Source organism: Bradyrhizobium sp. WSM1253 (assembly GCF_000244935.1).
Lineage (GTDB): Bacteria > Pseudomonadota > Alphaproteobacteria > Rhizobiales > Xanthobacteraceae > Bradyrhizobium > Bradyrhizobium canariense.
Genome location: NZ_JH600073.1, coordinates 3,255,500 through 3,280,531 on the forward strand (window position 1 = coordinate 3,255,500; position 25,032 = coordinate 3,280,531).

25 protein-coding genes are annotated in these 25,032 nt (G+C 63.9%); 13 read left to right on the forward strand and 12 right to left on the reverse strand.

The genetic code is table 11. The annotated features are described in order from the left end of the window. The first annotated feature begins 26 nt into the window (after window positions 1–26). The 5 genes from BRA1253DRAFT_RS16850 to BRA1253DRAFT_RS16870 all read left to right on the forward strand — a co-directional run bounded on the left by BRA1253DRAFT_RS16850 (window position 27) and on the right by BRA1253DRAFT_RS16870 (window position 7,367). On the forward strand, window positions 27–1,955 hold the full coding sequence (locus BRA1253DRAFT_RS16850) for an AsmA family protein (RefSeq protein WP_007596239.1): 1,929 nt from the start codon (window positions 27–29) through the stop codon (window positions 1,953–1,955). A gap of 133 nt (window positions 1,956–2,088) precedes the next feature. Then, window positions 2,089–3,981, forward strand: coding sequence for a WG repeat-containing protein (locus BRA1253DRAFT_RS16855; protein WP_198288254.1), 1,893 nt, complete (start codon window positions 2,089–2,091; stop codon window positions 3,979–3,981). Window positions 3,982–4,166: 185 nt separating this feature from the next. After that, window positions 4,167–5,552, forward strand: coding sequence for an ABC transporter substrate-binding protein (locus tag BRA1253DRAFT_RS16860; protein ID WP_007596242.1), 1,386 nt, complete (start codon window positions 4,167–4,169; stop codon window positions 5,550–5,552). Window positions 5,553–5,646: 94 nt separating this feature from the next. Continuing rightward, window positions 5,647–6,519, forward strand: a complete 873-nt coding sequence (locus BRA1253DRAFT_RS16865; RefSeq protein WP_007596244.1) for a carbohydrate ABC transporter permease — start codon at window positions 5,647–5,649, stop codon at window positions 6,517–6,519. Further along, on the forward strand, window positions 6,516–7,367 hold the full coding sequence (locus tag BRA1253DRAFT_RS16870; RefSeq protein ID WP_007596245.1) for a carbohydrate ABC transporter permease: 852 nt from the start codon (window positions 6,516–6,518) through the stop codon (window positions 7,365–7,367). The genes BRA1253DRAFT_RS16865 and BRA1253DRAFT_RS16870 overlap by 4 nt, the downstream gene beginning before the upstream one ends. Here BRA1253DRAFT_RS16870 and BRA1253DRAFT_RS16875 read toward each other — a convergent pair. From BRA1253DRAFT_RS16875 to BRA1253DRAFT_RS16900, 6 genes are all read right to left on the reverse strand, one after another. Then, window positions 7,364–7,864: a DUF6622 family protein gene (locus tag BRA1253DRAFT_RS16875; protein WP_007596247.1), complete on the reverse strand. Its 501-nt coding sequence runs from the start codon at window positions 7,862–7,864 to the stop codon at window positions 7,364–7,366. The genes BRA1253DRAFT_RS16870 and BRA1253DRAFT_RS16875 overlap by 4 nt on opposite strands. Window positions 7,865–7,877: 13 nt before the next feature. Beyond that, window positions 7,878–8,690: an ABC transporter permease gene (locus BRA1253DRAFT_RS16880; protein ID WP_007596248.1), complete on the reverse strand. Its 813-nt coding sequence runs from the start codon at window positions 8,688–8,690 to the stop codon at window positions 7,878–7,880. Window positions 8,691–8,694: 4 nt separating this feature from the next. After that, window positions 8,695–9,609, reverse strand: a complete 915-nt coding sequence (locus BRA1253DRAFT_RS16885; protein WP_007596249.1) for an ABC transporter permease — start codon at window positions 9,607–9,609, stop codon at window positions 8,695–8,697. Next, the gene (locus tag BRA1253DRAFT_RS16890) at window positions 9,606–10,775 is read right to left on the reverse strand and encodes an ABC transporter ATP-binding protein (protein WP_007596250.1); all 1,170 of its coding nucleotides are present in this window, start codon (window positions 10,773–10,775) and stop codon (window positions 9,606–9,608) included. The genes BRA1253DRAFT_RS16885 and BRA1253DRAFT_RS16890 overlap by 4 nt, the downstream gene beginning before the upstream one ends. 75 nt (window positions 10,776–10,850) lie before the next feature. Beyond that, the gene (locus BRA1253DRAFT_RS16895; RefSeq protein ID WP_007596251.1) at window positions 10,851–12,308 is read right to left on the reverse strand and encodes a glycerol-3-phosphate dehydrogenase; all 1,458 of its coding nucleotides are present in this window, start codon (window positions 12,306–12,308) and stop codon (window positions 10,851–10,853) included. Window positions 12,309–12,448: 140 nt separating this feature from the next. Then, window positions 12,449–15,136, reverse strand: a complete 2,688-nt coding sequence (locus tag BRA1253DRAFT_RS16900) for an EAL domain-containing protein (RefSeq protein WP_007596252.1) — start codon at window positions 15,134–15,136, stop codon at window positions 12,449–12,451. 202 nt (window positions 15,137–15,338) lie between these two features. On the opposite strand from BRA1253DRAFT_RS16900, the gene BRA1253DRAFT_RS16905 reads away from it, so the two are divergent. Beyond that, the gene (locus BRA1253DRAFT_RS16905) at window positions 15,339–16,442 is read left to right on the forward strand and encodes an NAD(P)/FAD-dependent oxidoreductase (protein ID WP_007596253.1); all 1,104 of its coding nucleotides are present in this window, start codon (window positions 15,339–15,341) and stop codon (window positions 16,440–16,442) included. A gap of 168 nt (window positions 16,443–16,610) precedes the next feature. Here the strand turns inward: BRA1253DRAFT_RS16905 and BRA1253DRAFT_RS16910 are convergent, their stop codons facing one another. Beyond that, window positions 16,611–16,790 (reverse strand): YdcH family protein, encoded by a 180-nt coding sequence (locus tag BRA1253DRAFT_RS16910; protein ID WP_007596254.1) that lies wholly within the window; start codon window positions 16,788–16,790, stop codon window positions 16,611–16,613. A 328-nt stretch (window positions 16,791–17,118) separates the two neighbouring features. Between BRA1253DRAFT_RS16910 and BRA1253DRAFT_RS16915 the strand changes: the two genes are divergently transcribed. From BRA1253DRAFT_RS16915 to BRA1253DRAFT_RS16925, 3 genes are all read left to right on the forward strand, one after another. Next, a complete protein-coding gene (locus BRA1253DRAFT_RS16915) occupies window positions 17,119–17,325 on the forward strand; it encodes a YdcH family protein (RefSeq protein ID WP_007596255.1) in 207 nt (68 codons plus the stop codon). Between the two features lie 119 nt (window positions 17,326–17,444). Beyond that, window positions 17,445–17,663, forward strand: coding sequence for a hypothetical protein (locus BRA1253DRAFT_RS16920; RefSeq protein ID WP_007596256.1), 219 nt, complete (start codon window positions 17,445–17,447; stop codon window positions 17,661–17,663). 23 nt (window positions 17,664–17,686) lie between these two features. Beyond that, entirely contained in the window at window positions 17,687–17,938 is a 252-nt protein-coding gene (locus tag BRA1253DRAFT_RS16925) for a hypothetical protein (protein ID WP_007596257.1), read from the forward strand. Here the strand turns inward: BRA1253DRAFT_RS16925 and BRA1253DRAFT_RS16930 are convergent, their stop codons facing one another. Continuing rightward, window positions 17,939–18,676 carry a GGDEF domain-containing protein gene (locus BRA1253DRAFT_RS16930; RefSeq protein ID WP_083869869.1) on the reverse strand — a complete coding sequence of 246 codons (738 nt, stop codon included), beginning with the start codon at window positions 18,674–18,676 and terminating at the stop codon, window positions 17,939–17,941. Between the two features lie 141 nt (window positions 18,677–18,817). Between BRA1253DRAFT_RS16930 and purE the strand changes: the two genes are divergently transcribed. Together purE and BRA1253DRAFT_RS16940 are read left to right on the forward strand one after the other, a co-directional pair. Continuing rightward, on the forward strand, window positions 18,818–19,306 hold the full coding sequence (gene purE, locus BRA1253DRAFT_RS16935; RefSeq protein ID WP_007596259.1) for a 5-(carboxyamino)imidazole ribonucleotide mutase: 489 nt from the start codon (window positions 18,818–18,820) through the stop codon (window positions 19,304–19,306). Beyond that, on the forward strand, window positions 19,303–20,409 hold the full coding sequence (locus BRA1253DRAFT_RS16940; protein ID WP_007596261.1) for a 5-(carboxyamino)imidazole ribonucleotide synthase: 1,107 nt from the start codon (window positions 19,303–19,305) through the stop codon (window positions 20,407–20,409). Before purE ends, BRA1253DRAFT_RS16940 begins: the two co-directional genes overlap by 4 nt. A 36-nt stretch (window positions 20,410–20,445) precedes the next feature. On the opposite strand, the gene aqpZ is transcribed toward BRA1253DRAFT_RS16940, so the two are convergent. Then, window positions 20,446–21,168 (reverse strand): aquaporin Z, encoded by a 723-nt coding sequence (gene aqpZ / locus BRA1253DRAFT_RS16945; protein ID WP_007596263.1) that lies wholly within the window; start codon window positions 21,166–21,168, stop codon window positions 20,446–20,448. A gap of 260 nt (window positions 21,169–21,428) precedes the next feature. On the opposite strand from aqpZ, the gene rpsU reads away from it, so the two are divergent. Together rpsU and BRA1253DRAFT_RS16955 are read left to right on the forward strand one after the other, a co-directional pair. Continuing rightward, a complete protein-coding gene (gene rpsU, locus BRA1253DRAFT_RS16950; protein ID WP_007596265.1) occupies window positions 21,429–21,737 on the forward strand; it encodes a 30S ribosomal protein S21 in 309 nt (102 codons plus the stop codon). A 125-nt stretch (window positions 21,738–21,862) separates the two neighbouring features. Continuing rightward, the gene (locus BRA1253DRAFT_RS16955; RefSeq protein WP_007596267.1) at window positions 21,863–22,513 is read left to right on the forward strand and encodes a tetratricopeptide repeat protein; all 651 of its coding nucleotides are present in this window, start codon (window positions 21,863–21,865) and stop codon (window positions 22,511–22,513) included. A 28-nt stretch (window positions 22,514–22,541) separates the two neighbouring features. On the opposite strand, the gene BRA1253DRAFT_RS16960 is transcribed toward BRA1253DRAFT_RS16955, so the two are convergent. From BRA1253DRAFT_RS16960 to BRA1253DRAFT_RS16970, 3 genes are all read right to left on the reverse strand, one after another. Then, window positions 22,542–23,474: a hypothetical protein gene (locus BRA1253DRAFT_RS16960; protein ID WP_007596268.1), complete on the reverse strand. Its 933-nt coding sequence runs from the start codon at window positions 23,472–23,474 to the stop codon at window positions 22,542–22,544. Window positions 23,475–23,565: 91 nt separating this feature from the next. Beyond that, on the reverse strand, window positions 23,566–23,850 hold the full coding sequence (locus BRA1253DRAFT_RS16965) for a cupin domain-containing protein (RefSeq protein WP_007596270.1): 285 nt from the start codon (window positions 23,848–23,850) through the stop codon (window positions 23,566–23,568). A 34-nt stretch (window positions 23,851–23,884) separates the two neighbouring features. Further along, a complete protein-coding gene (locus BRA1253DRAFT_RS16970; protein WP_007596272.1) occupies window positions 23,885–24,982 on the reverse strand; it encodes a calcium:proton antiporter in 1,098 nt (365 codons plus the stop codon). Between the last annotated feature and the right edge of the window lie 50 nt (window positions 24,983–25,032).

Here is a 25,032-nt window from a genome sequence, read left to right on the forward strand (position 1 = left end):
AACTCGATCAGGACATGCCATTGACCATGGCCCAAGGAATGAAGCGCCTCGGGACGCCGATCGCGGCGCTGCTCGGCGTGGCGCTGATCGCCCTGATCGCGACCTCATGGCTCATCAACCGCGACGCGCTGCGCAAGGCGGTGGAAACGCAGATCCGCGACGTCACCGGGCTCGAGGTCAATGTCGCGGGCGCGATCGACATTTCGGTGCTGCCGGCAAGCTACATCTCCTTCCATGACGTCGGCCTGAAGGGCGGCGGCACCAGCGATCCCGCGCTCCATGTCGACGTGCTCACCGCGAACCTGCGGCTGCTGCCGCTGCTGCTGCAACGGTTCGAGATCGCCGACCTGACGCTGCTGCGGCCGCGCATCCATGTCAGCCTGAAGCCGGACGGCGAAAGCAACTGGACGCCGTTCATCCAGACCATCGCGCGCACCATGAAGCCCGGCGCCGAGAATCAAGTGTCGTTCTCCGAGATCCGGATCCAGGACGGCGTGCTCGATTACGAGGACGCCGCCATGCACGGCACCGAGAAGTTCGAGGACATCGACCTCTCGCTGGCCTGGCCCTCGATCTCGCGCTCCTTCGCTGCGACCGGACAATTCGACTGGCGCGGCGAACGGGTCGACGGCTCGATCAGCTTTGCCGATTTCGTCGCCGCGCTCTCCGGCGAGCGCTCGGGGTTGAAGGCGCGAATCGCGAGCGCACCGCTCAAGCTCGCCTTCGACGGCAGCGTCGCCAACCGCACCAGCCCGATGATGGAGGGCACGCTCACCATCGACAGCCCGTCCTTGCGCAACGCGCTACGCTGGACCGGCCAGCCGCAGCCCGCCAGCGGCGGCTTCGGCCGCTTCGCGTTGAAGGCGCGGGCCAATGTCGTCGGCGCGTCGATCGCGCTCACCAATGTCAATGTCGAGCTCGACGGCAACACCGCTGAGGGCGTGATGACCTACGCCAATAACGGCCGGCAGACGCTGCAGGCGACGCTCGCAGCTGACGCGCTCGACTTCACACCCTATATCTCGACCTTCCGCCTGCTCGCGAGCGGCGCGCGCGACTGGAACAGGCAGCTGTTCGATCTCAACGCCTTGTCGACCACCGACCTCGACATGCGCCTGTCGGCCGCCAAGCTGACGGTCGGGGCGTCGAAACTCGGCCGCACCGCGATCGGCGCGAATCTGCGCAACGGCACGCTGGCGCTCTCGGTCGGCGAGGCCCAGGTCTATGGCGGCATCGCCAAGGGCTCGTTCGGCATCGCGCGCTCCGACACCGTGGCCGACATCAAGGCGCAATTCCAGTTCACCGACGTCGACCTTCAGGCCTGCGCCTCCGAGCTGTTCGGTATCAACAAGCTGTCCGGGCGCGGCAACATCAACGTCTCGCTCGTCGCGTCCGGCTCGAGCCCGTTCGGCCTCGTACAGTCGCTCGACGGCAGCGCCACCGTGACCGGGCATGATGGCGCGATCGCGGGCTTCAATGCCGAGCAGCTCCTGAAGCGGCTCGAGCGGCGGCCGCTGTCCGGCGGCGGCAATTTCCGCAACGGCTCGACCCCTTACGACAATCTCACCATCGCGGTGAAGTTCTCCGACGGCATCGCCACCGCCGAGGACATCCGCGTCGAAGGACCGGCGGCGAAGATCACGATGACCGGCACCGCCTCGGTGCCGACCCGCGAATACGACATGAAGGGCGTGGCCAGCCTCAACAGCGCGTCGGGGTTCGAATTGCCCTTCGTGGTGCAGGGCCCCTGGGACGACCCCCTCGTCTTCCCCGATCCGGAAAGCCTGATCCGCCGCTCGCCGGCCTCTGCGCCCCTGCTCGACATGCTGAAAGACCGCAAGCCGGGCGACGCGGTGCGCTCCGCGATCGAGCGCATCACCGGCACCGGAAAACGTCCCGCACCCGCCGAAGCGCCGACGGCGGAGAACGCCAAGGAAGGCGCGAAGTCGAACTAGTCCTGAGCGGATCGCGGACGCGGAACGCCTCCGCCAACGCATAAGAGCCGTCCGTATTTCGCCACGATGGTCTCATACCTGAGGTTGAAGCAGGAGGAGACATCGCCCAATGGGAAGCTTTGGAAGATGCCGGGTGGCCGCCGTTATTGCGGCACTCGCGCTGGTCACCGTCGCGAGCGCCTCGCATGCGCAAGACGTTTCACGACCGGAGTCTGTTGATCGCCCCTCCGCTCTTCTCCTTCCTGCCGGGAAGGTCATTTTCGACGCCGCGGTGGCTCGTGCCAACAGGGGCACAAACGGCTTCGGCCTGCCCCCTTCGTTCCCACTGCCCTCGTGCGGATTTCCTGATGGGCTTTGCGGCGCGGTGAACCGCGACGGCACGCTTGCTGTGCCGGCCGAATACGATTGGGTCGATACCTTCCATGAAGGGCGCGCGCTGGTGCGATCGAATGGTCGCTATGGCTATGTCGACACAAGCGGTCATGTGATCGCAAAGCCGCAATATCCGATTGCAGATCGCTTCTCGCACGGATTTGCGCAGATCGACGTCGGCGGCCGATCCGGTCTGATCGACCTCGACGGCAACACCGCGCTCGAGCCGAAGTTTGGCTACGTCATTCCCTTCACCGAGAAGGTCTTCTTTGCCACCGAGGGCCGGACCACGTCAGGAGGCATCGCGGGCACGGAGCAGTTCAGCCATGGGATTTTCGAGTTCGTCGGCGCGATCGCCGACAGCAGAGCGGTCACTGCGACAGGCAAATGGGGCCTCGTGGACCGCTCCGGCGCCTGGCTTGTTCCGCCGTCTCCCAACGCGATCCTGCCTTTTGACACCGAAGGTACGGCGCTCATGCTGGCGAGGGTCGATTCAGGATGGGGTGTGATACGTCCCGACGGAAGCTGGGAGATCGAACCAAAATTCCAGCAGCTTGGTTCGTTTGTTGATGGGATGGCCCCCGCAAAGGTCGATGACCATTGGGGTTTCATTGATCGCGCGGGACGCCTCAAGATCGAGCCGAAATTCGAGAACGTCCATCAATTTGTACACGGCGCGAAATTTACCCCAGCCCGCCTGAACGGCCGATGGGGCCTGGTAGATCGCACCGGCGAATGGGTCGTCCAGCCCCAATACGAAAACATATCTCTGAAGGGGACTGCGCCATGGTCGTGGGACATTCAGAACGAGAAGAAGCATGGCTATCTCGATGAAAACGCCAAGCTCATTGTCCCGCCCCTATTCGATTTTTCGGTCGGGCGATGCGCCAATGGACGCATTGTCGGGGAGATCGACAGGCAGCCGCGAATTCTTGATGAGAATGGCAAGTCGATCGAGCCGCAGGAGGGTGAGCTATCGAGGCCGGTGACCTGCGACGGACCTTATATCCTCAAGATCAGCGGTAAATTTGCCTATGCGGCAGCCGATCTCACGCCGATGACGGCACAGCGGTTTGACCGTGCCGGCCCTTTCGTCGGCTCTCTTGCTGTCGCCGGTTTTGGGGACAAATTCGGATTGTTGAGAACTGACATCACCTGGGCCATAGAACCCACGCTCGATGCGATCTCTCCAGGCTTGCCGAATGGTTCGGTTCTAGCGCGGCTGGACGACAGGAACGGCATCATCGATGCCTCGACCGGTGCATGGATCACCAAGCAGCCTTTCGAACGCATCTGCCACATCAGGCCTGATATGGCCATGGCATTCGAGGGGGGTAAACGCGGCATCCTTGATGCCCATGGCTCCTGGCTAATCAAACCGCGAGAGGGACGGATGGGCATTCGCCTCGAGGATGGCTTGGTCCCGGCCCAATCGGGCGGGCATTGGGGCTTCATGAATGTGGAAGGAAAAATGGTGATCGAGGCGAGATTCGATGCACCGACGTTTTTTGATCGTGGCATCAACTGGACCAGTACCGACGCCTCTTGGTGTCCGATCGACCGCAGGGGACAGCCGATCGAAGGCCTTCAATGCCAGCCGTCGGACCCGCTAAAGAGACAGTTTGGCGTATTTGCATGTCAGCTCGGGCCCTGAGACCTCACGCGAATTGATCAGGGCGAATTGATGCGGCGATTGGATCGATGCCGCACATTAAGCATCTCCTCTCGCCCGACACCCCACGACCTATGTCTGACAAGAAGCCGCTAGATCGGATAGCGGCCATGCGCTAGTGTTTTATACGACCGGTTAAAAACACCGGCCGTTTGAGGGAGAAAAACGTGAAATCCAAGGTTATTGGCGCAGTATCACTGGCGGTCGCTGCGGCCGGGCTGCTTGCAGCCGCTGCACCCGCATTTGCGCAGCAGAAGACGATTACGGTCTGGTGGGGCAAGGGCTTCTACCGCTCCGAAGACGACGCGCTGCTCGAGACGATCAAGAAGTTCGAAGCCAAGACCGGAATCAAGGTCGAATTGTCGCAGTACGCGATCCAGGACATGATTCCGAAGACGGTCGCCGCGCTCGATGCCGGCACCGTGCCCGACGTCGCCTATTCCGACTCTTATGACGTGCAGGCCCAGGGCAAGTGGGCCTACGAGGGCAAGCTCGAGGATCTCACCGACGTCATGGAGCCGATCAAGGGCCGGTTCGTGCAGAACACGCTGGACGCCTCGATCCTCTATAACGACGTCACCAAGAAGAAGGCCTATTACGGCTTCCCGCTGAAGCAGCAGAGCATGCACGTCCAGATCTGGAACGACATGCTGGAGAAGGCCGGCTTCAAGCAGAGCGACATTCCGACCGACTGGGCGGGGTACTGGACGTTCTGGTGCGACAAGGTGCAACCGGGAATCCGCAAAGCCACTGGCCAGCGCATCTACGCCGTCGGCCAGCCGATGGGCGTAGAATCCACCGACGCCTTCCAGTCGTTCTACACCTTCATGGATGCCTACCACGTCAAGCTGGTCGACGACGACGGCAAGCTCACGGTCGACGATCCCACGGTCCGCGAGAACCTGATCAAGGCCATGAAGGACTACACCGACACTTATATCAAGGGCTGCACGCCACCGTCCTCCACGACCTGGAAGGATCCGGACAACAACGTCGCGTTCCACAACAAGACCATCGTGATGACCCACAACTTCACGATCTCGATCGCGGCTAAGTGGTATGAGGACTCGCAGAACCAGGCGCTCACGCAAGAGCAGCGCGACGCCGGCAAGAAGGCTTATGAGCAGGACATCATCACGGCGTCCTTCCCCAAGGCGCCGGATGGGTCGACCATCCGCTACCGCTCCGACGTCAAGACCGGGCTGGTCTTCAGCGTTGCCAAGAACAAGGCCGAGGCCAAGCAGTTCATCAGCTTCCTGCTCCAGGAAGAGAACGTTCGCCCCTATATCGAGGGCGCGCTCGGCCGCTGGTTCCCGGTGACGAAGGAAAGCCAGGCCAGCCCGTTCTGGCAGGCCGACAAGCACCGCAAGGCGGTGTACGCCCAGTTCACGGGCGGCACCGCGCCGTTCGATTTCACCAAGAACTGGAAGTTCACGATTCTCAACAACGAGAACGTGTGGGCCAAGGCGATGAACCGGGTGGTGAGCGAGAAGGTTCCGGTCGACAAGGCCGTCGACGAACTGATCGCCCGCATCAAGCAGGTCGCGGGTTAAGTCATCATCCCCTCGCCCCGCCCAGCGGGTGAAGGTATAAGAACAGTACCGGCCGCGTTTCGCGGCCGGCAACTCTTTGAAGAGTCCAAAAAGAATGGCGATTACGCTCTCTGGTGATCAGTCGATCCCCGCACCGCCCTTGTCGTCGCGGCTGACCCCGACGCAAATCTGGGGCATCGTGCTGCTCGCACCCTATTTGCTCGTTTTCCTTGCCTTCGTCGTCTACCCCGTCTGTTACGGGCTATGGCTGGCGCGGGCCCCGTCGAATTATGTCGCGCTCTATAACGACCCGATCTTCGCGCGCGCCGCCGTCAACACGCTGATCTTCCTGGTCATCGGCATCAACATCAAGATGCTGATCGCGCTGTTTTTGTCCGGCTTCTTCGCGCAGCAGCGCACCTGGATCAAATGGCTCTCGGTGGTCTTCATCCTGCCCTGGGCAGTGCCGTCAATTCCGACCATCCTGTCGGTGCGCTTCATGTTCAACCCCGAATGGGGCATGGTCAACCACCTCATCTTCAACTTGACCGGTGATGACGGCCCGAACTGGCTGAACGACCCGACCGTGGCGCTGACCATGGCAATCGGCGTCCACATCTGGAAATCGCTGCCGTTCTGGACGCTGATCCTGATGACCGGACGGCTTGCGATCGCGCAAGATCTGTTCGAGGCCGCCGAGGTCGACGGCGCCAGCTGGTGGCAGAAATTCCGTTACATCACCTGGCCGTCGCTGCAGATGCTCTACATCACCTGCACGCTGCTCTCGATGATCTGGACGCTCGGCGACTTCAACAGCGTCTATCTGCTCACCGGCGGCGGCCCGGCCGACCTCACGCACGTGTTGTCGACACTCGGCATCCGCTATCTCCGGCTCGACCAGCTCTCGCTCGCGATGGCCTCCATCGTCTGCGCGATACCGTTCGTCCTGCCGCTGATGTACTTCATGATGAAACGGTTGTCGCGATGAAGCTTCCCTCTCTCCGTGACGTCGCGACCGAGGCGCGGCTGCTCCTGATCGGCATTCCCGTCCTGCTCTGGACGATGATACCGATCTATCACATGTTCCTGTTCGCGATCTCGCCGAAGGAGGACGCGTTCTCGGGCAAGCTGTGGCCGGATCATCCGACGCTGCACAACTTCGAAATCGTGTTCAAGCAGCAGCATTACTTCCTGCGGGACTTCTACGTGCAGTTCTGGAATTCGCTGGTGATCGCGGCAGCCGTCGGCGTGCTCACGCTCGTCATCGCAACCGCGGCTGCGTTCTCGATCTCGCGGTTGCGCGTGCCCGGCGGGCGCATCGTGATGAACCTCGCGCTGTTCACCTATTTCATCCCGGCAGCGTTCCTCGCGGTGCCGATGTATCGCACCATGGGCAATTACGGCCTGCTCAACAATCATTGGTCGCTGATCCTGGCCATGGTGACGATCGCGAGCCCTTATGCGATCTGGGTGCTCAAGCAGGCCTCCGACAAGCTGCCGGTCGAGCTGGACGAGGCCGCGGTGATGGACGGCGCGACGACTCTCCAGATCTTCCGCCTGGTCTACTTGCCGCTGATGATGCCCTCGCTGGTCGCGATCGGCACCTATGCGGTGCTGCTCGCTTGGAACGAATATCTCTACGCGTTCCTGCTGCTCTCAAACGATCGCGAGATCACCCTCCCTGTCGCGCTCGGCAACTTCCTCGCCGCCGACGACTCGCCGTGGGAGCTGTTGATGACGACCGGCTTCATCTACGCGCTGCCGCCGGCCGCCATCTACTACGCCTTCCGCCGCTACATGGTGGGCGGGCTCACGGCGGGTGCGGTGAAGTCCTAAACATCGGCCGCGCGCTTGCTGCGATATGCGATCAGAAGCGCGACCGTCGAGCCGATGAAATAGCCGGCGGTCGCGCCCGAAATGGCGCGGCCGGCGATGAAGGCCACCGCGCGATCGCCCGCATCGATCGCCGAGATCACGCCAACCGTGTACTGCAGAGAGAACACGACGAGGTTGCGGACCAGCGCAAACGCGCTGCCGGGACGAATGATCTCCCCGGTCGTGTGATCGACATCGAACGGACGCGGCGTCAGGACGCCGAGCGGCAGTAGCGCCAGTGCCGCCGCGATCCAGGCGATCAGCGGCCATGTGCCGTCGTGATGTCCAAAGCCGATCCGTGAGACGCCCCAAACGATGAACACGGCCGGCACGATCAGCGCGCGCCAGATCGGCGTCCTGCGCGGCTGCATCGCCTTGATGCCCTGCCAGACCAGATAGGCGAACAAGGGCCAGACCCAGAGCGGCGTATGGACGAGGACCTGGTAGGTGAATATCACAATGCCTCCCCTCTCAAAGCGGCGCCGCGCTTTCGCCCTGCGAGCTCGACAATTTCGAGGCGAGCGAGGCGATCACGATGACGACCGCGATCAAGGCGATCACCAGCGTGCAGATCGCGTTGATCTCGGGCTTCACTCCCAGCCGTACCTCTGAATAGATCCGGATCGGCAGCGTCGCGGAGCCCGGGCCGGTGGTGAAGCTCGCGATCACGAGATCGTCCAGCGACAGCGTGAAGGCGAGCATCCAGCCCGCGACGATCGCGGGCGCAATCAGCGGCAGCGTCACGGCCACGAACGCCCGCACGGGGTCGCAGCCGAGGTCCATCGCGGCCTCTTCTAATGAACGGTCGAGCGAGCCGAGGCGGGACTGCACGACGACGGCGACGAAGCACATCGTCAGCGTGGTGTGGGCGATCGTCACCGTCCAGAAGCCGCGCTCGGCGTTCAGCGCCACGAACAGCAGCAGCAGCGACAATCCGGTGATCACCTCCGGCATCACCAGCGGCGCATAGAGCATGCCGGAGAACAGGGTGCGGCCGCGAAACCGCTCGCCGCGCGACAGCGCCACGGCGGCGAGCGTGCCGATCAGGGTCGCAATGGTCGCCGACGAAACCGCGACGCGCAGGCTCATCCAGGCCGCCTCGATCATGGCGCGGTCATTGAAGAACTCGTGATACCAGCGCAGCGACCAGCCACCCCACACCGTCACCAGCCGCGAGGCGTTGAAGGAATAGATCACGAGGATCAGGATCGGCAGATAGAGGAAAGCCAGACCCAGCGCGAGCGAGACGACGTTGAAGCGGGACAGGCGGGAGACCTTGCGCATCGCCTCACCGCCCCTGTTCCAGCTGCCGCTTCTGCAGCCGTTCGTACAGCAGCAGCGGGACCAGCAGCACCACCAACAACACGATGGCCGCGGCGGAGGCGACCGGCCAGTCCTTGTTGGTGAAGAATTCGAGCCACAGGGTCTGACCGATCATCAGCGCATTGGAGCCGGCCAGGAGATCCGGAATGACGAACTCGCCGACGATGGGGATGAAGCACAGCAGCACGCCGGCGCCGACGCCGGGCAGCGACAGCGGGAAGGTGACGAGCCAGAACACCTGCCAGCGCGGTGCGCCGAGATCGGAGGCGGCCTCCTCCAGCACCGGCTCCATTTTGGCGAGCGTGGCATAGAGCGGCAGGATCATGAACGGCAGGTAGGAATAGACGATGCCGATATACATCGCGTTGTCGGTGGAGAGCCACACCACCGGCTGGCTGACGAGATGCAACGCAAGCAGGATCTGGTTGAGCAGGCCGTCATGCTGGAGAATGTTGATCCAGGCATAGATGCGGATCAGGAACGAGGTCCAGAACGGCACGATCACCAGCACCATCGCCACGGCCTGCCAGCGCGTCGGCAGCCGCGCCATGCCGTAGGCGATGGGATAACCGATCAGGAGCAACAGCGCGGTCGCGGTGACGGCGACGGTGAGGCTACGCACATAGGCGAACACGTAAATATCGTCGGAGACGAGCAGCCTGAAATTGTCGATCGACAGCGCAGCAAAGGCGGCCTTCAGCGCCCCCCATCCCGCCATCAGGTCGAACACCGGCTCGTAAGGCGGCTGCGCGATCGCCGTCTGCGACAGGCTGATCTTCAGCACGAAGCCGAACGGCACCAGGAAGAACAGCACCATCCAGACATAGGGCGCGATCGCGGCAAGGCGAGCGGGTCGCGCAAAAATGCGGCGCGCGCTCATGACGGCAGCACCACGCAGTCGTCGGGCGTGAACCAGGCGACGACAGGCTGGTTCAGGCTGTAGGCGTCGACATCGAGGCGCGCGCTGTTGGCGACCGAAGCCTGCAGCATCCCGCCGGCGTCCAGCTTCACCTTGTAAGTGGTGGTGCCGCCGAGATAGCAGATGTCGGCGATCACGCCGTCCAGCTGGTTGATCGCCGTTTCATGACCGGCTTCCCGCACCGGACCGCGGCGCGACAGCTTGACCTTCTCGGGGCGGATCGCAACCGATAATCTGCCCTCGCCGAACGGCTCGCGCGGCTCCGCCACCACCAGCGCGCCCGCATCGCGCGTGCCGATGACCAGACGATGACCGTCGCGCAATTTGGACTCGGCGTCGAACAGGTTGACGTCACCGACAAACTCCGCGATCCAGCGCGAGCGTGGCGCCTCGTAGAGCTCGCGCGGGCTGGCGACCTGCGCGAGCTTGCCGTCCCTCATCACACCGATCCGGCTCGCCATCGTCATCGCCTCTTCCTGGTCGTGCGTGACGATGATGAAGGTCATGCCAAGCCGGCGCTGAAGCTCCATCAGCTCGCCTTGGGTGTTTTCGCGCAGCTTCTTGTCCAGCGCTGCGAGCGGCTCGTCGAGCAGAAGCAGCTGCGGGCGTCGCGCCAGTGCGCGCGCCAACGCCACGCGCTGGCGCTGGCCACCGGAGAGCTGATCGGGCTTGCGCTTCTCGAGCCCTTCGAGCTTCACCAGCGCGACCATCTCCGCAACGCGCGTGGCGATGTCGGCGCGCGCCATGCCGGCGCGCTTCAGGCCGAAGGCGATGTTGTCGCGCACCGACAGGTGCGGAAACAGCGCGTAGTTCTGGAACATCATGTTGATCGGCCGCTCATGCGGCAGCGCCTGCGCGATGTCCTTGCCGCCGAGCAGGATGCGCCCTTGATCCGGCGCTTCGAAACCGGCGAGCATGCGCAGAAGCGTGGTCTTGCCGCAGCCGCTGGGCCCGAGCAGTGCAAAGAACTCGCCGGCCTTGATGTCGAGCGACACGCCGTCGACGGCCCGGAACGTCCCGAACGACTTGGCGACGCCCTCGATGCGCAGCAGCGGCTCGCCGGCCGCGAACTGCGTCTCTCCAACCGCAGCCGCAGCCGCGTCTGTTCCGGGCAACTCGTCAGTCATGGTCCCTGCCAACCCCAATCCCGCCGCACGCTAGCGGCCGATCGTCCCTCACTCAACCAATTAGAGGCGGTTCGTTCACGCATTCGCCATGAACGCAGCCAGCGCATCGCATTCCTGTGCGGACATCGTCAGGCCGAGCTTGGAGCGGCGCCACAGGATGTCCTCGGGAAAACGCGCCCATTCGTGGGTCATGAGATAGCGCACCTCGGCGCCCGTCAGCTCGGGACCGAAGGCGGCGCCGAGATCGTCCCGGGTCTTCGCCTCGGCAAGCACGACCGATAGCCGCGAGCCATAGGCCGCGACGAGGCGTTGGGCCTGCGTCTCCGACAGAAAGCGCCAACGGTCGCGCGCAAGATCGACCTCGGTGTCGAAACGGTCCCAGGCAAAATCTCCGCCGGGCAGCGCCGCGCCGGCGGTCCAGGGCGGCGACATCGGATAGAACGGCGTCAACTTCGTCACCGCGCGCTCCGCCCGCAGGCGCGAGGTGGTGACGTCACCGCCGAACATCGTGATCAGCGGCGCCTTGCGCCGCCGCGCGTCGAACAGCGTCGTGCCGTCACGCCGGCGCGCGGACGCCAGCGTCAGGTTGACGCCGGAGACCGCGCGCACCACGTCGGTCGGGGCAACGCGCTCGCGGAAATAGCGGCTCGCCGCTTCGCAGAGATAGCCGACATCGGCCCCCGGCATCGCGACGATCGCGGGATCGCCGGTGAAATCGTGCGTTACTGTTCCGATCAGGGTGAAATCGCGCTCGATAGGACTCGCGAAGATCAGCCGGCCATCGCTGTTCTGGAAGACGTAGACGTTATCGGAATCAAACAACCGCGGGACGATGATCTGGCTCATCTGCGTCGCCACCATGGCGGGTTGCGGCTGCCGCAGCACGGTCTCGGCGACCATCGACGTCCAGCCGCCGGTGGCGTTGGCCAGTGCCCGGGCCGTGATCGTGCGACGATGGCCGCGGTCGACCACCGCGAGCCGCCATGTATCGGTTCGATCGGCACGCACACAGCGCGCTCCAGTCCGAATCACGGCGCCGCGCTCGGCCGCATCCAGTGCCGTGAGCACCACCAGTCGGGAATCGTCGACGACGCAGTCCGAATATTCGAAGGCCGTGCCGAACGGTCGTTTCAGCGCGTTGCCGACCGGATGATGCGTGATGTCGAGGGTCGCCGTTGCAGGCAGGCCGCTCCGGCCGGTGAGGCTGTCGTAGAGGAATAGGCCAACGCGCAGCAGCCATGGTGGGCGCTCGTCGGAATGCGCCGGGATCACGAAGCGCATCGGCCGAACCAGATGCGGCGCGATCCGCAGCCAGGTCCGGCGCTCGGCCAACGCTCGGCGCACCCGTCGGAAGCCGCGCCGTTCCAGGACCGAGAGATCGCCGTGGATCAGCCGCGGTGTTGCCGAGGACGCCGCGCCGCCGAGATCGCCCTGCTCCAACAGGATGACCCGCAGGCCGCGGCCGGCGGCATCGCGCGCGAGGCTGACACCGTTCAGGCCGCCACCGATGATCGCAAAATCGTAATCCGCCATAAAGCCGTCGAATGGGAGCGAAAGAAACGCCCACCCTCACTAGAGCCATTTCCGTTCCGATGAAATCGGAACGGGGCTCTAGATTTGAGTTTGGCGCGTTTTCTTGACGCGAACCGGCAGCCACTTCGCTCGAAACCGCTTTAGCCGGTCTTGAGCGCAAGCTCCATGACTTCGGCGCGACCGACGAGGCCGGCATATTTCCCGATCGGCAGGGGCTTGCCGAGCAGATAGCCCTGCACGCCGTCACAGCCTTCCGCGGCGAGGAAGGCAAGCTGTTCCAGCGTCTCGACGCCCTCGGCGACGATCGACATTTCCAGGCCATGCCCGAGATCGATCACCGCGCGCACGATCGCTGCCGATTGCGGGTTGCGGCCGAGATTGATGATGAAGGCGCGGTCGATCTTGATCTTGTCGAACGGGAACGCCTGGAGATAGCTCAGCGATGAATAACCGCTGCCGAAATCGTCCATGGAAATGCGCACGCCGAGCGCCTTGAGCCGGCGCAGCAGCGCAAGGCCGCGATCGAAGTCCTCGATCAGCACCCCCTCGGTGATCTCGAGCTCGAGCCGGCCGGGGGCAAGACCCGTCTCGAGCAGGATGGAATGGACGAGCCCGACCACGTCGCCGTGCATGAACTGCGCCGGCGACAGGTTGACCGCGATCTGAAGCGGCGTCGGCCAGGACGCGGCTTCGCGGCAGGCCTCGCGCAGGATCCACTCGCCCATCTCGACGATCAGGCCGCTTTCCTCCGCGATCGGGATGAATTCGGCCGGGGAGACCTGGCCGCGCACCGGATGCTGCCAGCGCGCCAGCGCCTCGAAGCCGATGATCTCGCTCTCGGCGACGCTGTGGCCCGCTGCTCCCTGCGGCTGGAAGGCGAGCGAGAGCTCGCCGTTCTTGATCGCCATCGAGAGATCCTGGTGCAGCACGCGGCGATCGCGGATCTGCTGGTCCATCTCCGGCTGGAACAGGCTGATCGTGCCGCGCGATTTCTGCTTGGCGCGGAACAGCGCCGCGCCGGCGTTGGCGAGCAGCGAGGCGGCGTCGGCGCCGTTGTGCGGGAAGATCGACATGCCGGTGGTGACGCCGGCACGGACCGGGCGGCCGTCGATCTGGAATTCCTTGGCGACGGCATCACCGATCTGCTGCGCCAGCGCGAGACCTGCCTCCGGCTGCTTGCCGTCGATGATCAGGCCGAACTCGTCGCCAGACAGGCGCGCCACCACGCCGCCGCGCGCGGAGTCCTGGAGCCGCTGGGCCACCTCGACCAGGAGCTTGTCGCCGTGCGCATGACCGAAGACGTCATTGACCTCCTTGAGGCCGTCGAGATCGACGCACAGAACCGCGAACTCCTCGCCGGTGCCCTCGCAGGCCTCGATCATCTGGGTCAACGCCTGCAGGAAAGCGGCACGGTTCGGCAAATCGGTGAGGCCGTCGTGATAGGCCATGTGCGCCATGCGCGACTCGGTCTGCCGGCGATCGGTGACGTCCTCGTGGGTCTTGATCAGATATTGCGGCTCGCCGGTGTCGCTCAGCACGGTAGCGCGGCGGGTGAGAAACAGCCGCAGCCCGTCCTTGGTGGAGATCGGGTGCTCTTCGGTGATCATCCCGCGCTTCTTGATCGCGGCTTCGTCGCGCGCGATGATCAGCTTGGCTTCCTTGGGATTGAAGATGTCGGACGCGGTCAGGCCCGTGGCTTCCTCGCGCCTGCGGTTGAGGATCGTCTCCGCGCTGCGGTTGGCGAGCAGGTAGCGGCCGTCCTTGACCTGCTCGACGATCAGGGCCACCGGGATGTTGTCGACCACGAGCTCCAGGAACTTCTTCGTGCTCTCCAGCTCCTTCGACAGCGAGCGGCGATCGGTGATGTCCTCGAACACGAGCATCAGGAATTCGGGCTTGTTGCTCTCGTTGCGGACCACGATCCGGATCGAGGCAACCATGCGCCGCTCACCGGCGCGGTCGACCTCGAATTCGTTGCGAAACTGGCCGTCCTGCGAATCGAGTGCCGCCCGGTCGGTCGCCTCGATGCTGTCCGCCGAGACAGGCGCAAACAGCTCGCGCGCGGTCTTGCCGACGACATGGTCGCGCGAGAACCCCCAGAACCGCTCATAAGCGCTGTTGGCGAAGATGTAGCGACCATCCTCGATGTTCTTCGCGGCCACGCAGGCCGGCACGTGGTCCAGCAATGTTTCCAGGAACTGCTTGGTGGAGGCGAGCTGCCGCGACAGCCTGCGCTGCTCGCTGACGTCCAGATGCGTCGTCACCGAGCCGCCATTGGGCAGCACGAAATATTTCACCAGGATGGCCCGCCCGTCCGGCAGTTCGGTGATCAAGCCGTTGGTGCTTGCCGCCTTCTCATAGAACTCGTCGTTGGAGGCGCCCCCGAGCACACCGCGCTTGCGTCGCAGCTCAAGGAGTTCGTAGCCATTCATGTCGGCCCAGAGATCCGACCGCGCCAGGCCGTAAATCTCGAGATAGCGGTCGTTGCAGAAGATGATGCGCCGCTGCGCATCCGTCATCACCACGCCCTGGTTGAGATTGTTCATCGCGGAGGAGACGAAGGCATTGCGCCGCAGCTGCAGACGCTTGGTCCGGCGCAGCGAGGAATGGATCCACAGCGCGATCGCGACGAGGAACGAGCAGATCACGATGCCCGCGATCAGGGCTTCCCAGATCACGTTGGGATCGAGGTGGCCGAGATAGCTCGGAGGAGTGAAGCTGTCGGAGAGGGCAAAGGCGCGCGCAGGCGTCACCGCTGCGGCCAGGCACACGACGGCCTGCACCGCAATCGGAAGCGCGCTGCCCGCGTGCCAGTTCTTCTCAGCCATCAGCCACCCGCGATTTCAACGTCGGATTGTCTGGCCTCGCGGGTTTGGATCGGGTAAACGCCTGTACGCGCAACGAAAAAATGTGGCATCAAATACGGCAATTGCCCTGACATGATAAATGCTTCGTTAACGGAAAACGCCCCCGCGCCGCCGGTCCCAGGCGTGAGGCCATCGTCGCTTCGAGCGGACGTCCTGCACTACCATGGATAGGGTCGACTGCGTCGTCGTCGGAGCCGGCGTGATCGGGCTCGCGGTGGCTCGCAAGCTGGCGCAAGCCGGGCGCGAGGTGATCGTGCTCGAGGAAGCCGAGGCCATCGGCACCATCACCTCCTCGCGCAACAGCGAGGTGATCCATGCCGGCATCTACTATCGCGCCGGAAGCTGGATGGCGCGCATGTGCGTCGACGGCAAGCACGCGCTTTACCGTTACTGTTCCGAGCGCGGCATCCCGCACAGGAATAGCGGCAAGCTGATCGTCGCGACCAATCCGAAAGAGACCGAGAAGCTGCAATCGATCAAGGCGCATGCCGAGGCCAACGGCGTGCTCGACATGCAGTTGCTCACGGGCGATGCGGCATGTGCGCTTGAGCCGGCGCTCGCCTGCGACGCCGCGCTGCTGTCGCCGTCGACTGGCATCATAGACAGCCACGCCTACATGCTCTCGCTGCGCGGCGAAGCCGAGGACGCGGGCGCGGCCTTCGCGTTTCACACCCCGCTGATCCGTGCCAAGGCCACCGCCGGCGTCATTGAAATCGAGGCGGGCGGCGAAGCGCCGATGACGCTGCAATGCAGCCTCCTCGTCAACGCCGCCGGGCTCTCGGCGACCACGGTGGCGCGCAACATCGAGGGCATGCCGCTGGAACGGATCCCGACGGCCTACCTCGCCAAGGGAAACTACTTCAGCTGCAATGCCAGGGCGCCGTTCTCGCGCCTGATCTATCCGGTGCCCGAGCCCGGCGGGCTAGGGGTGCATCTGACGCTGGACATGGCCGGGCAGGCACGTTTCGGCCCCGACGTCGAATGGATCGAGACGATCAATTATGAGGTCGACCCATCACGCGCCGAGCGCTTCTATCCGGCGATCCGCAAATACTGGCCGACGCTGCCTGACGGCGCGCTAATGCCGAGCTATTCGGGCATCCGCCCGAAGATCGTGCCGCCGGCGGTGGCCACGCAGGATTTCTTGATGCAGGGCCCGCGCGATCACGGCGTCGAAGGCCTGATCAACCTGTTCGGCATCGAGTCGCCCGGGTTGACGTCATCGCTTGCGATCGCGGATCACGTCGCCGAGCTCGCAAATGTCTAGCGGTTTAAAGCGAAGTGGATTCCAGTTGCGCGTAAAGAACCGCGTCCAGACAAGAAGCTAGAGCCGCACAAATCCTTGCACGGTGCGCGCCTTGCAGCAGGGATGAGCGCAAAGACTCCCATCCCTGCCTGAAAGGGTGCGATCAACTCTACGCTGTTACGGGGGTTGCTAGTGGAGCGTGTCGCCGTGCCTGAGACGCTCGATCTGGTCCTTGACCATCAACTTCCGGCGCTTCAACTCAACAATTTGCAGGTCGTCTGTTGAAAGGTGCACGAGAGCTTCGTGCAATTCGTTTTCGAGAGTTTTATGCTTCCGCTCCAATTCAACCAGATGTGCCTGAATTGTCATTCGAAACCTCCTCGGTAGGGGTGAACCTTGGATTCGACCGGACGAGGAAGTGTACATCACCGATTCGTTCTGTCGATGGATATCAGTCGTCGCAGTGTCATTTTTAAAAATTCATATGTAACGAAGCGTGAGTAAGGGAACCACGCGGGAAAAATCCGTGATATCAATGCGCTTGCGCAACGCCGCAGCGACCGGCAGAAATATCTCGCGGGAGATCGGCGCAGGACAGCCCGAGATCGCTTGCGATCACGGCGCGCAAGGACGATAGTTTCCACAGGGCATCCACAGCCTTAATCTCACGCCTATCGGTTTTTCGGCCACCGCAGACATGACCAATGAAGATGCGCGCGAACTCGAATCCGAGCTCGCCCGGTTGCACCAGGAACACCGAGATCTCGATGTGGCGATCGATGCACTGCATCAATCGCCCGCGCCCGACCTGTTGCGGTTACAGCGGTTGAAGAAACGCAAGCTGTTGTTGCGTGACCGTATCGCGTTCATCGAAGACCAGATCACGCCCGACATCATCGCCTGATCCACAGGAGGAGAGCTTTACGGCAGCTCGCCGCACGCGAATCCGCTTGACTCGAAAGGAACAAAATAAGAACATTTGCGCACCAACGCCCCCAGGAAAACCGTCCAAGGAAAACGCAGATGTCGGCAACCGCCCTTCTCGACAACAGCCATTATGAACAAGCCTGCGATCAGGCGATCGCGATGTGCGACGGCAATCTGCGCAGCACCATCAAGGCGCTGATCATGGCCAATGAATATCTGGAGGCCGAGCTGGAGGAATTGCAGGCGGCCATTTCCGCCGGCTGCATTCCGGAGACCTCACGCAGCAAGATGCGGAGCAAGAGCAGCGCAGCCTGAGCTGTCAGCTATCGGAGCCGACCATGTCCGATGTCACCTATTACGTTGCATTACCTTTCCTGACCGACGAGGACGGATCGCCGGTCGCAGGTGCGGCCGAGGAATGCCAGACCGCGGCGGCCGCGTTACGGCGCGCCGAGGTTATGTCGCACGGCGCCGGCCACACCGGCGCCGTCGCGTTCAGCCGCAGCGGCGATCCCATGACCGGCGAATTCGGCGACGCCAAACTGCTTCGCAGCTTTGGCAACGTACCGAAGGACCTCGGCACGCTTTAACTAGCTGCTGACGAGCCTGATGCGCGGCTCGTGCCGCCGGTGCGCCTTGCGCACATACATCGCGGCATCGGCCTCTTCCAGGGCGCGCGCGGCGTCGGACTGTACCCCGAGCAGGGCCACGCCGGCGGAAGCGCCCGCGCTCACGTGCTGGCCGCGAAAGACAAAGGACAATTCGTCGACAGCCTGCTCGAAGGCCGCGGCCTTCGCCTTGGCGTCGGTCTCGCTGAGATTCCAGAGCAGCAGCGCGAACTCGTCGCCGCCGAGCCGGCCGACCACGTCGGAGGCGCGGATCTGCCGCGTCAGCGTGGTGGCAATCGCCTTCAGCACCTCGTCGCCGGCCGCATGGCCGAAGGAATCGTTGATCGGCTTCAGCCGATCGACGTCGAGCACGATCAGCGCGCCGCTGGCGCGGTAGCGCTTCATGTAGGCGACGGCGCGTCCGAGTTCGCGTTCGAAGCCGCGCCGGTTCGGAATTTCGAGCAGGAAGTCGGTGTCGGCGGCCGCCTCGAGCTCCGCGACTCGCCGCAGCGCCCCCTTCAGCTTGCTCCGGAGGTCACGGATGGTCGCGTTGATGGCCGTCTTGATGACCGCTTTGGCGCCGTCATCGGCAGACGCTCCGCGTCGCGACGGTCTGGTCGGACGCTTGACCGGACGCTTAGGAGCAACTTTGGAGCGAGCGGCGCTGGTTTTCGGGCCCTTTTTGGCCTTCGCAGCGCTCGCCCTTTTTGGTTTCTTCATGGGCATCCTGCTCAATGAAGGCTTGCGGGGATTCACCAAGACAGGATAGTGCATTCCCTTCTCCTTGCCACCGCCTTGCGAGCCACCGGCCGGAACCGCTAATCTGGCCTATCTTCCTGTTTTTCGAGCACAATTCACGTCATGACCGCGCCGATCGCCATCATCATGGGAAGCCAGTCGGACTGGGACACGATGCGGCATGCCGCCGACACGCTCGCAGGACTCGGCGTTGCCGCCGACACCCGCATCGTTTCAGCCCACCGCACCCCCGACCGGCTGTTTACGTTCGCCAAGGGCGCCAAGGCGGCTGGTTACAAGGTCATCATCGCCGGCGCGGGCGGCGCAGCCCACCTGCCCGGCATGGCGGCGGCGCTGACGGAACTGCCCGTGTTCGGCGTTCCCGTCGAATCGAGGACACTCAAAGGCATCGATTCGCTCTATTCGATCGTTCAGATGCCCGCGGGCATCCCGGTCGGCACCCTCGCGATCGGCAAGGCCGGCGCCATCAATGCGGCGCTGCTGGCGGCTGCCGTGCTGGCCTTGTCCGACCCGGCCTTGTCCGACCGCCTCGCCGCTTGGCGCAAGGCGCAGACCGAGGCCGTGGCCGAGCGCCCGGAGGACAAGGCGTGACTGACGCAAAGCAGGTGAAGCTGAAGCCCGGCGACACCATTGGCATCCTCGGCGGCGGACAATTGGGGCGGATGCTGGCTATGGCGGCGGCACGGCTCGGCCTGCGCTGCCAGGTGTTCTCGCCCGATCCGGACTCACCGGCCTTCGACGTCGTCCTGAATGCGACCTGCGCCGAATACGCCGATGTCGAAGCACTCGAGCTGTTCGCCAACGACGTCGACGTCATCACCTACGAATTCGAGAACGTGCCGTCCGCGGCCGCGATGGTGCTGGATGCGCGCCGCCCGGTGCTGCCCAACCGCAAGATTCTCGAGACCACCCAGGACCGACTCGCCGAAAAGGATTTCGTGACCCGGCTCGGCATCGGCACCGCGGCCTATGCCGACGTCACCTCGGTCCCGTCATTGCGCGAGGCGATCGCCAGGATCGGCCTTCCGGCAGTGCTGAAGACCCGTCGCTTCGGCTATGACGGCAAGGGCCAGGCCATCATCCGCGAGGGCGACGACATCGCGAAAGTGTGGACCAGTCTCGCCACCAAATCGGCCATCCTGGAAGCCTTCGTGCCGTACGAGCGTGAGATTTCCGTGATCGCCGCCCGCTCGGCCACAGGCCAGGTCGAGTGTTTCGACGTCACCGAAAACGAGCACCGCGACCACATCCTGAAGATCTCCCGTGCGCCCGCGCGGATCCCGGATGTGCTCGCCGAGGAAGCGCGCAGCATCGCCGGCAAGATCGCGGGCGCGCTCGATTATGTCGGCGTGCTTGCCGTCGAGATGTTCGTGCTCGCCAACGGCACCCGACCCAAGGTGCTGGTCAACGAGATCGCTCCGCGCGTGCACAATTCCGGACACTGGACGCTCGACGGTGCGTCCGTCTCGCAGTTCGAGCAGCACATTCGCGCCATTGCCGGCTGGCCTCTCGGCAAGCCCGTGCGCCACGGCGAAGTCGTCACCATGACCAATCTGATCGGCGACGAGATCAACGAGTATGAGAACTGGCTGAGCGTGCCGGGCGCGACCGTGCACATTTACGGCAAGGGCGCGCCGCGTCCCGGCCGCAAGATGGGCCACGTCACCGAAGTGCGACCCACGACCGGCAAATAACGGGACCGCGGCGTATGCCGCGATCCCGCTTTGCGATTACGCCGTCTTTGCGCCCGCGACGACGCCGGTGGGTTCGTCGCTGAGCCAGCGATAGATCACTCCGCCCAGCGCGCCGCCGATCAGTGGCGCAACCCAGAACAACCAGAGCTGCGACAGCGCCCAGCCGCCGACGAACAATGCGGGGCCCGTGCTGCGCGCCGGGTTCACCGAGGTGTTGGTGACGGGGATGCTGACGAGATGGATCATCACCAGCGCGAGCCCGATCGCCAGCGGCGCAAAGCCCACGGGCGCGCGGCCGTGGGTAGCGCCCATGATGATGAACAGGAACATCATGGTCATGACCACCTCGGTGAGAAAGCACACGATCATGCTGTACTGGCCGGGAGAATGGGCGTCGTAGCCGTTGGACGCGAACCCTTTACTGACGTCGAAGCCGGGCGCTCCGCTTGCGATGACGTAGAGAAGCCACGCGGCCACGATCGCGCCGGCCACCTGCGCGATCACATAAGGCAGGATCTGTCCGGCCGGAAAACGTCCGCCGGCAGCAAGGCCGACAGTGACGGCCGGATTGAGATGGCAGCCGGAGATGTGGCCGATCGCATAGGCCATGGTGACCACGCTCAGCCCGAATGCGAGGGAGACACCGACCAGACCGATGCCGACCTGCGGAAAGCCGGCTGCGATCACAGCACTTCCGCAACCTGCGAATGTGAGCCAAAAGGTGCCGATAGCTTCGGCCGCGTATTTCTTCATATCCATGTGTCGTCCCCTGCTTTCAAAGATTCCGGAACAAAGCTCCGGAAACGGCCCCACCCTTGGCGTCAAATCTCCCAAATCAGGGCCGCACAGAGGTATTTTGCCTCATTTAATGGCTGAACTTGGCCCGAAAACCCGCTTGGCCGGTGGACATCCCAGGTTTTGTCTGATACATCCGCGCCCTCAAGGTTAAGGGCTTGTGCGTTTCGCCATTCCCTTTGACTTACCAGAATTCAAATCCGATCCACTGAAGAGGATGCCGCGTGCAGGTTCTCGTCCGCGATAACAATGTCGATCAAGCCCTCAAGGCGCTGAAGAAGAAGATGCAGCGCGAGGGTATTTTCCGCGAGATGAAGCTCCGCGGTCACTACGAAAAGCCCTCCGAGAAGAAGGCCCGCGAAAAGGCCGAAGCCGTGCGTCGCGCACGCAAGCTGGCCCGCAAGAAGCTGCAGCGCGAAGGCCTGCTGCCAATGAAGCCGAAGCCGGTGTTCGGCGCTGGCCCTGGCGGTGATCGTGGCGGTCGCGGCGGCCCGGGTGCTGGTGCAAGTGCCGGTCCGCGCGGACCGCGCTGATTTACCGGACTTGAGAGACTTCAGTTTTCGATGACGCGGGCCCCTGGCCCGCGTTATTGTTTTGTGAGCGGTGCCTTCCTGGGATGGGGCACTCCCGATGCGGCACTAGCGCGAGCGAACCGTAGATGGCCTCCCCTTTCCCCAAGCGCGGCTTGGCGCGGTTACGCCAGATCTTGCTGCAGCCATTTGCGCTGGCCTTGATGGGGATTTCGCTGTGCGGCTGCTCCTTCGACCTGGGATCGCTGACGCCGGAGAAGGAAAAGCCGCAGGAGGCACCCAAGGCGGCCACGACCGCCGAGAATGTGGTCAGCGCCGGCAATGTCAGCGAAGCCCAGGCCCATACGGCAAAGGCCCAAGCCTTGGCAAAGTCCGGCGAGACGGCGGCCGCGCTCGATGAATTCAATCACGCGGTCGGACTCGATCCCTACAATGCGCAGGCGCTCTATGGCCGCGCCCTGATCTACCAGGGCAAGAACCAGCACGATTTCGCGATCGCCGATTTCAGCGCGGCGAGCGGCCTTAACCCGCAGAAGGTCGAGCCGCTGCTCGGCCGCGCCAACAGTTATCTCGCCCTCGGCAAGGCCAAGGAGGCCGCGGCCGATCTGGATGAGGCTTCCGAGGCCGATCCCCACAATGCCCAAGTTTGGACCATACGCGGCCAGGCCTATGAACGGCTGGGCGACAGGACCAAGGCGGCGGCGTCCTACACCAAGGCGGTCTCGCTTCGTCCACGCGACGATGCCGCCCGCAGCGGCCTCGCCCGCGTCGGCGGCTGACGATTCTGGCGAAGCCGCAGGCGCCGTCTTAATCCGGGGTGACGCCCTTCGGCAGAACGGAGTGGAACATGGACTTGACGCCCGACAGCATGTCGTCGGCGACATTGGTCTTCGGCCGCGGCATGGACGCGCCGGCATCGGCGCGCAGATCGAGCGGGGGCGCGATCATCGGGACAGGAATGTCAGCCGGCGGCGTCAGCCGATTCGGGTTCTCGTTGCCGACCGAGGCCGTGTAGGGCGGGTTCGCCTGCGACGAGCCGCCATCGCCATAGGCCTCGGCTGCGGGCGTCGAGACCGTGATCGGCGGCGGCAACGGACGCACCGTTGACTGATCCAAGGGGATGATACGCGGAGCCTCCGGGCTGCGGGCGGCTTCGCGCACCGCAGGCTCCTGAGTCTTCTCGGGCGCCTTGGCTTCCGAAGACTTGGTCTCAACCGACTTGGCCTCAACGGCTTTACCCTCAGGCGACTTGCGCAGGCGCTCGATCGCGGCGCGCACGAGATCGTTGGCGTCGGGGGTTGCGGTCGGTGCGGCAGCAGCCGGCGCCGAATTGGCCTCCACCACCGGGGTGGCGGGAACGGGTGCACTGACGGCCGGGGTGGACTTGGCGACTGCCTTCTCGCGCGCGGACGGCTTGCCGCGCGGGGCGGCCTCGGCCGGTGCGACGTCCGCCGTAGAAGTCTTTGGCTCCGCGGCGGGCTGATCGCCAGCCTTCTCGGTCGCCGGCTTGTCCGCCACCTTCTTCTCGGAAATACCCTTGGCCTTGACACCCGGCGTGGGCAGGTTGGCCAGATCGGCGGGCTTGCCGTTCTTGCCAGCGTCGGCAGGCGCCATCACGGCCGCGGGTGCATCCGCCGCCGGCTTCGCGTTGATGTAATGATTAACGATGTATGCCCCGATGATCGTTGCGAGCACCGAGGGGAAGATGTCCATCGAGATTTTAGCGATGTATTTCAGCATTCCGGCCACTCCCCGCGCGATCTGATGCGGGAACTTTGAGGCATAGTGAGGGATCAACTGCGACGGATCAATGGCAAAGGGGTACGCCGATTTACGACTTCAGCTCAACCTCAAGGAACACGATCTCGGTTGCGGTTTCGTTAAGCACATCGTGCTGGACGCCGGCCTTGCGAAAATAGGATTTTCCGGCCGCAAGTTGCGCCTTGGACCGCTCGCCATTGGGTGCCACGATGGTCATTTCCCCTGCGACCACGGGAACAATGACGTAGTCCATGCCGTGGGTGTGATGCCCGGTGGCGCTGTTTGGCGCGAGCCGCCACTCGGTCACCCGAACCTGCTCATTGTCGACCTGAACCTCGGACTCGGCGGCAAGCATCGGAACTCTCCTGGGGCATATCCGGAAAACCGGTTCAGGGCACGAAAACCATGAACACGTAGACGGCAAATACCACCATATGGACCAGCCCGAACAGGACATTGGTCCTGCCCGTACCGAAGGTCAGCATGCTCAAAAAGAAGGTCAGGAGCAAAAGCACGCTGCCCTGGCCGCTGAGGCCGAGCGTGAGCTCCTTGTCGAGCGCATAGGTGGCGACACCGACCGCCGGGATGGTCAGCCCGATGGTGGCCAGCGACGAGCCGAGCGCGAGGTTGATGCTCTTCTGAAGGTCGTTTTTGCGAGCCGCCGAGACGGCTGCGACGCCCTCCGGCAGCAGGATCAGGAGCGCGACCAGAAGTCCGGCAAAGGCAGGCGGCGCGCCGATCCTGGCCGCGACCGCATCGACCACCAGCGAGAATTTCTTGGCCAGCAGCACGACCGCCAGCAGCGCAATCAGCAGCAGCACGACGCTGAGCGCCAAGGTCCTCCCCGACAGATGCGCCTCCCCGCTCCCGCCGCCCGCCCGGTCGTGAACGAAGTAATCCTTGTGCAGCACGGTCTGGGTGTAGAGAAACACCCCATACAGCGCGAGTGTGACCACGTCGACGAAGCCGAGTTGAGCCGCCGAATAGACGGGGCCCGGCGTGGTGGTCGTGTAGTTCGGCATGATCAGGGTGATGGTCGCGAGCGCGAACAGCACGCTGAGATAAACGTTGGCGCCGGAGAGCTGAAAACCCTGCTCGCGATAGCGCAGGCCGCCGATGAAGATGCAGAGCCCGACGAGGCCATTGCAGACGATCATGACCACGGCGAACACGGTGTCGCGCGCCAGTTCCGGGGCCGGCTTGTCGCCCAGCATGATCGTGGTGATCAGCGCCACCTCGATGATGGTCACCGCGAGTGTCAGCACCAGCGTGCCGTAGGGTTCGCCGACCCGCTCGGCGATCACTTCGGCATGATGGACCGCGGCAAACACCGTGCCGAACAGGATGACGAGGAGCACGAGGGCGAAGACGAGCCCGCCGAACGACAGCGTGAACGCGTAGTCCGTCGCGCTGACGGCCGCGAACAGCAGCACGGCCAGCGCCGGAAAGATCCAGGCCGACCGAGGCATCGGATTGTGCGCGCTCATCCACCGGCTCCAATTGCTTCGCGCAAATTCATCGCATCTTGGGCGAGCAG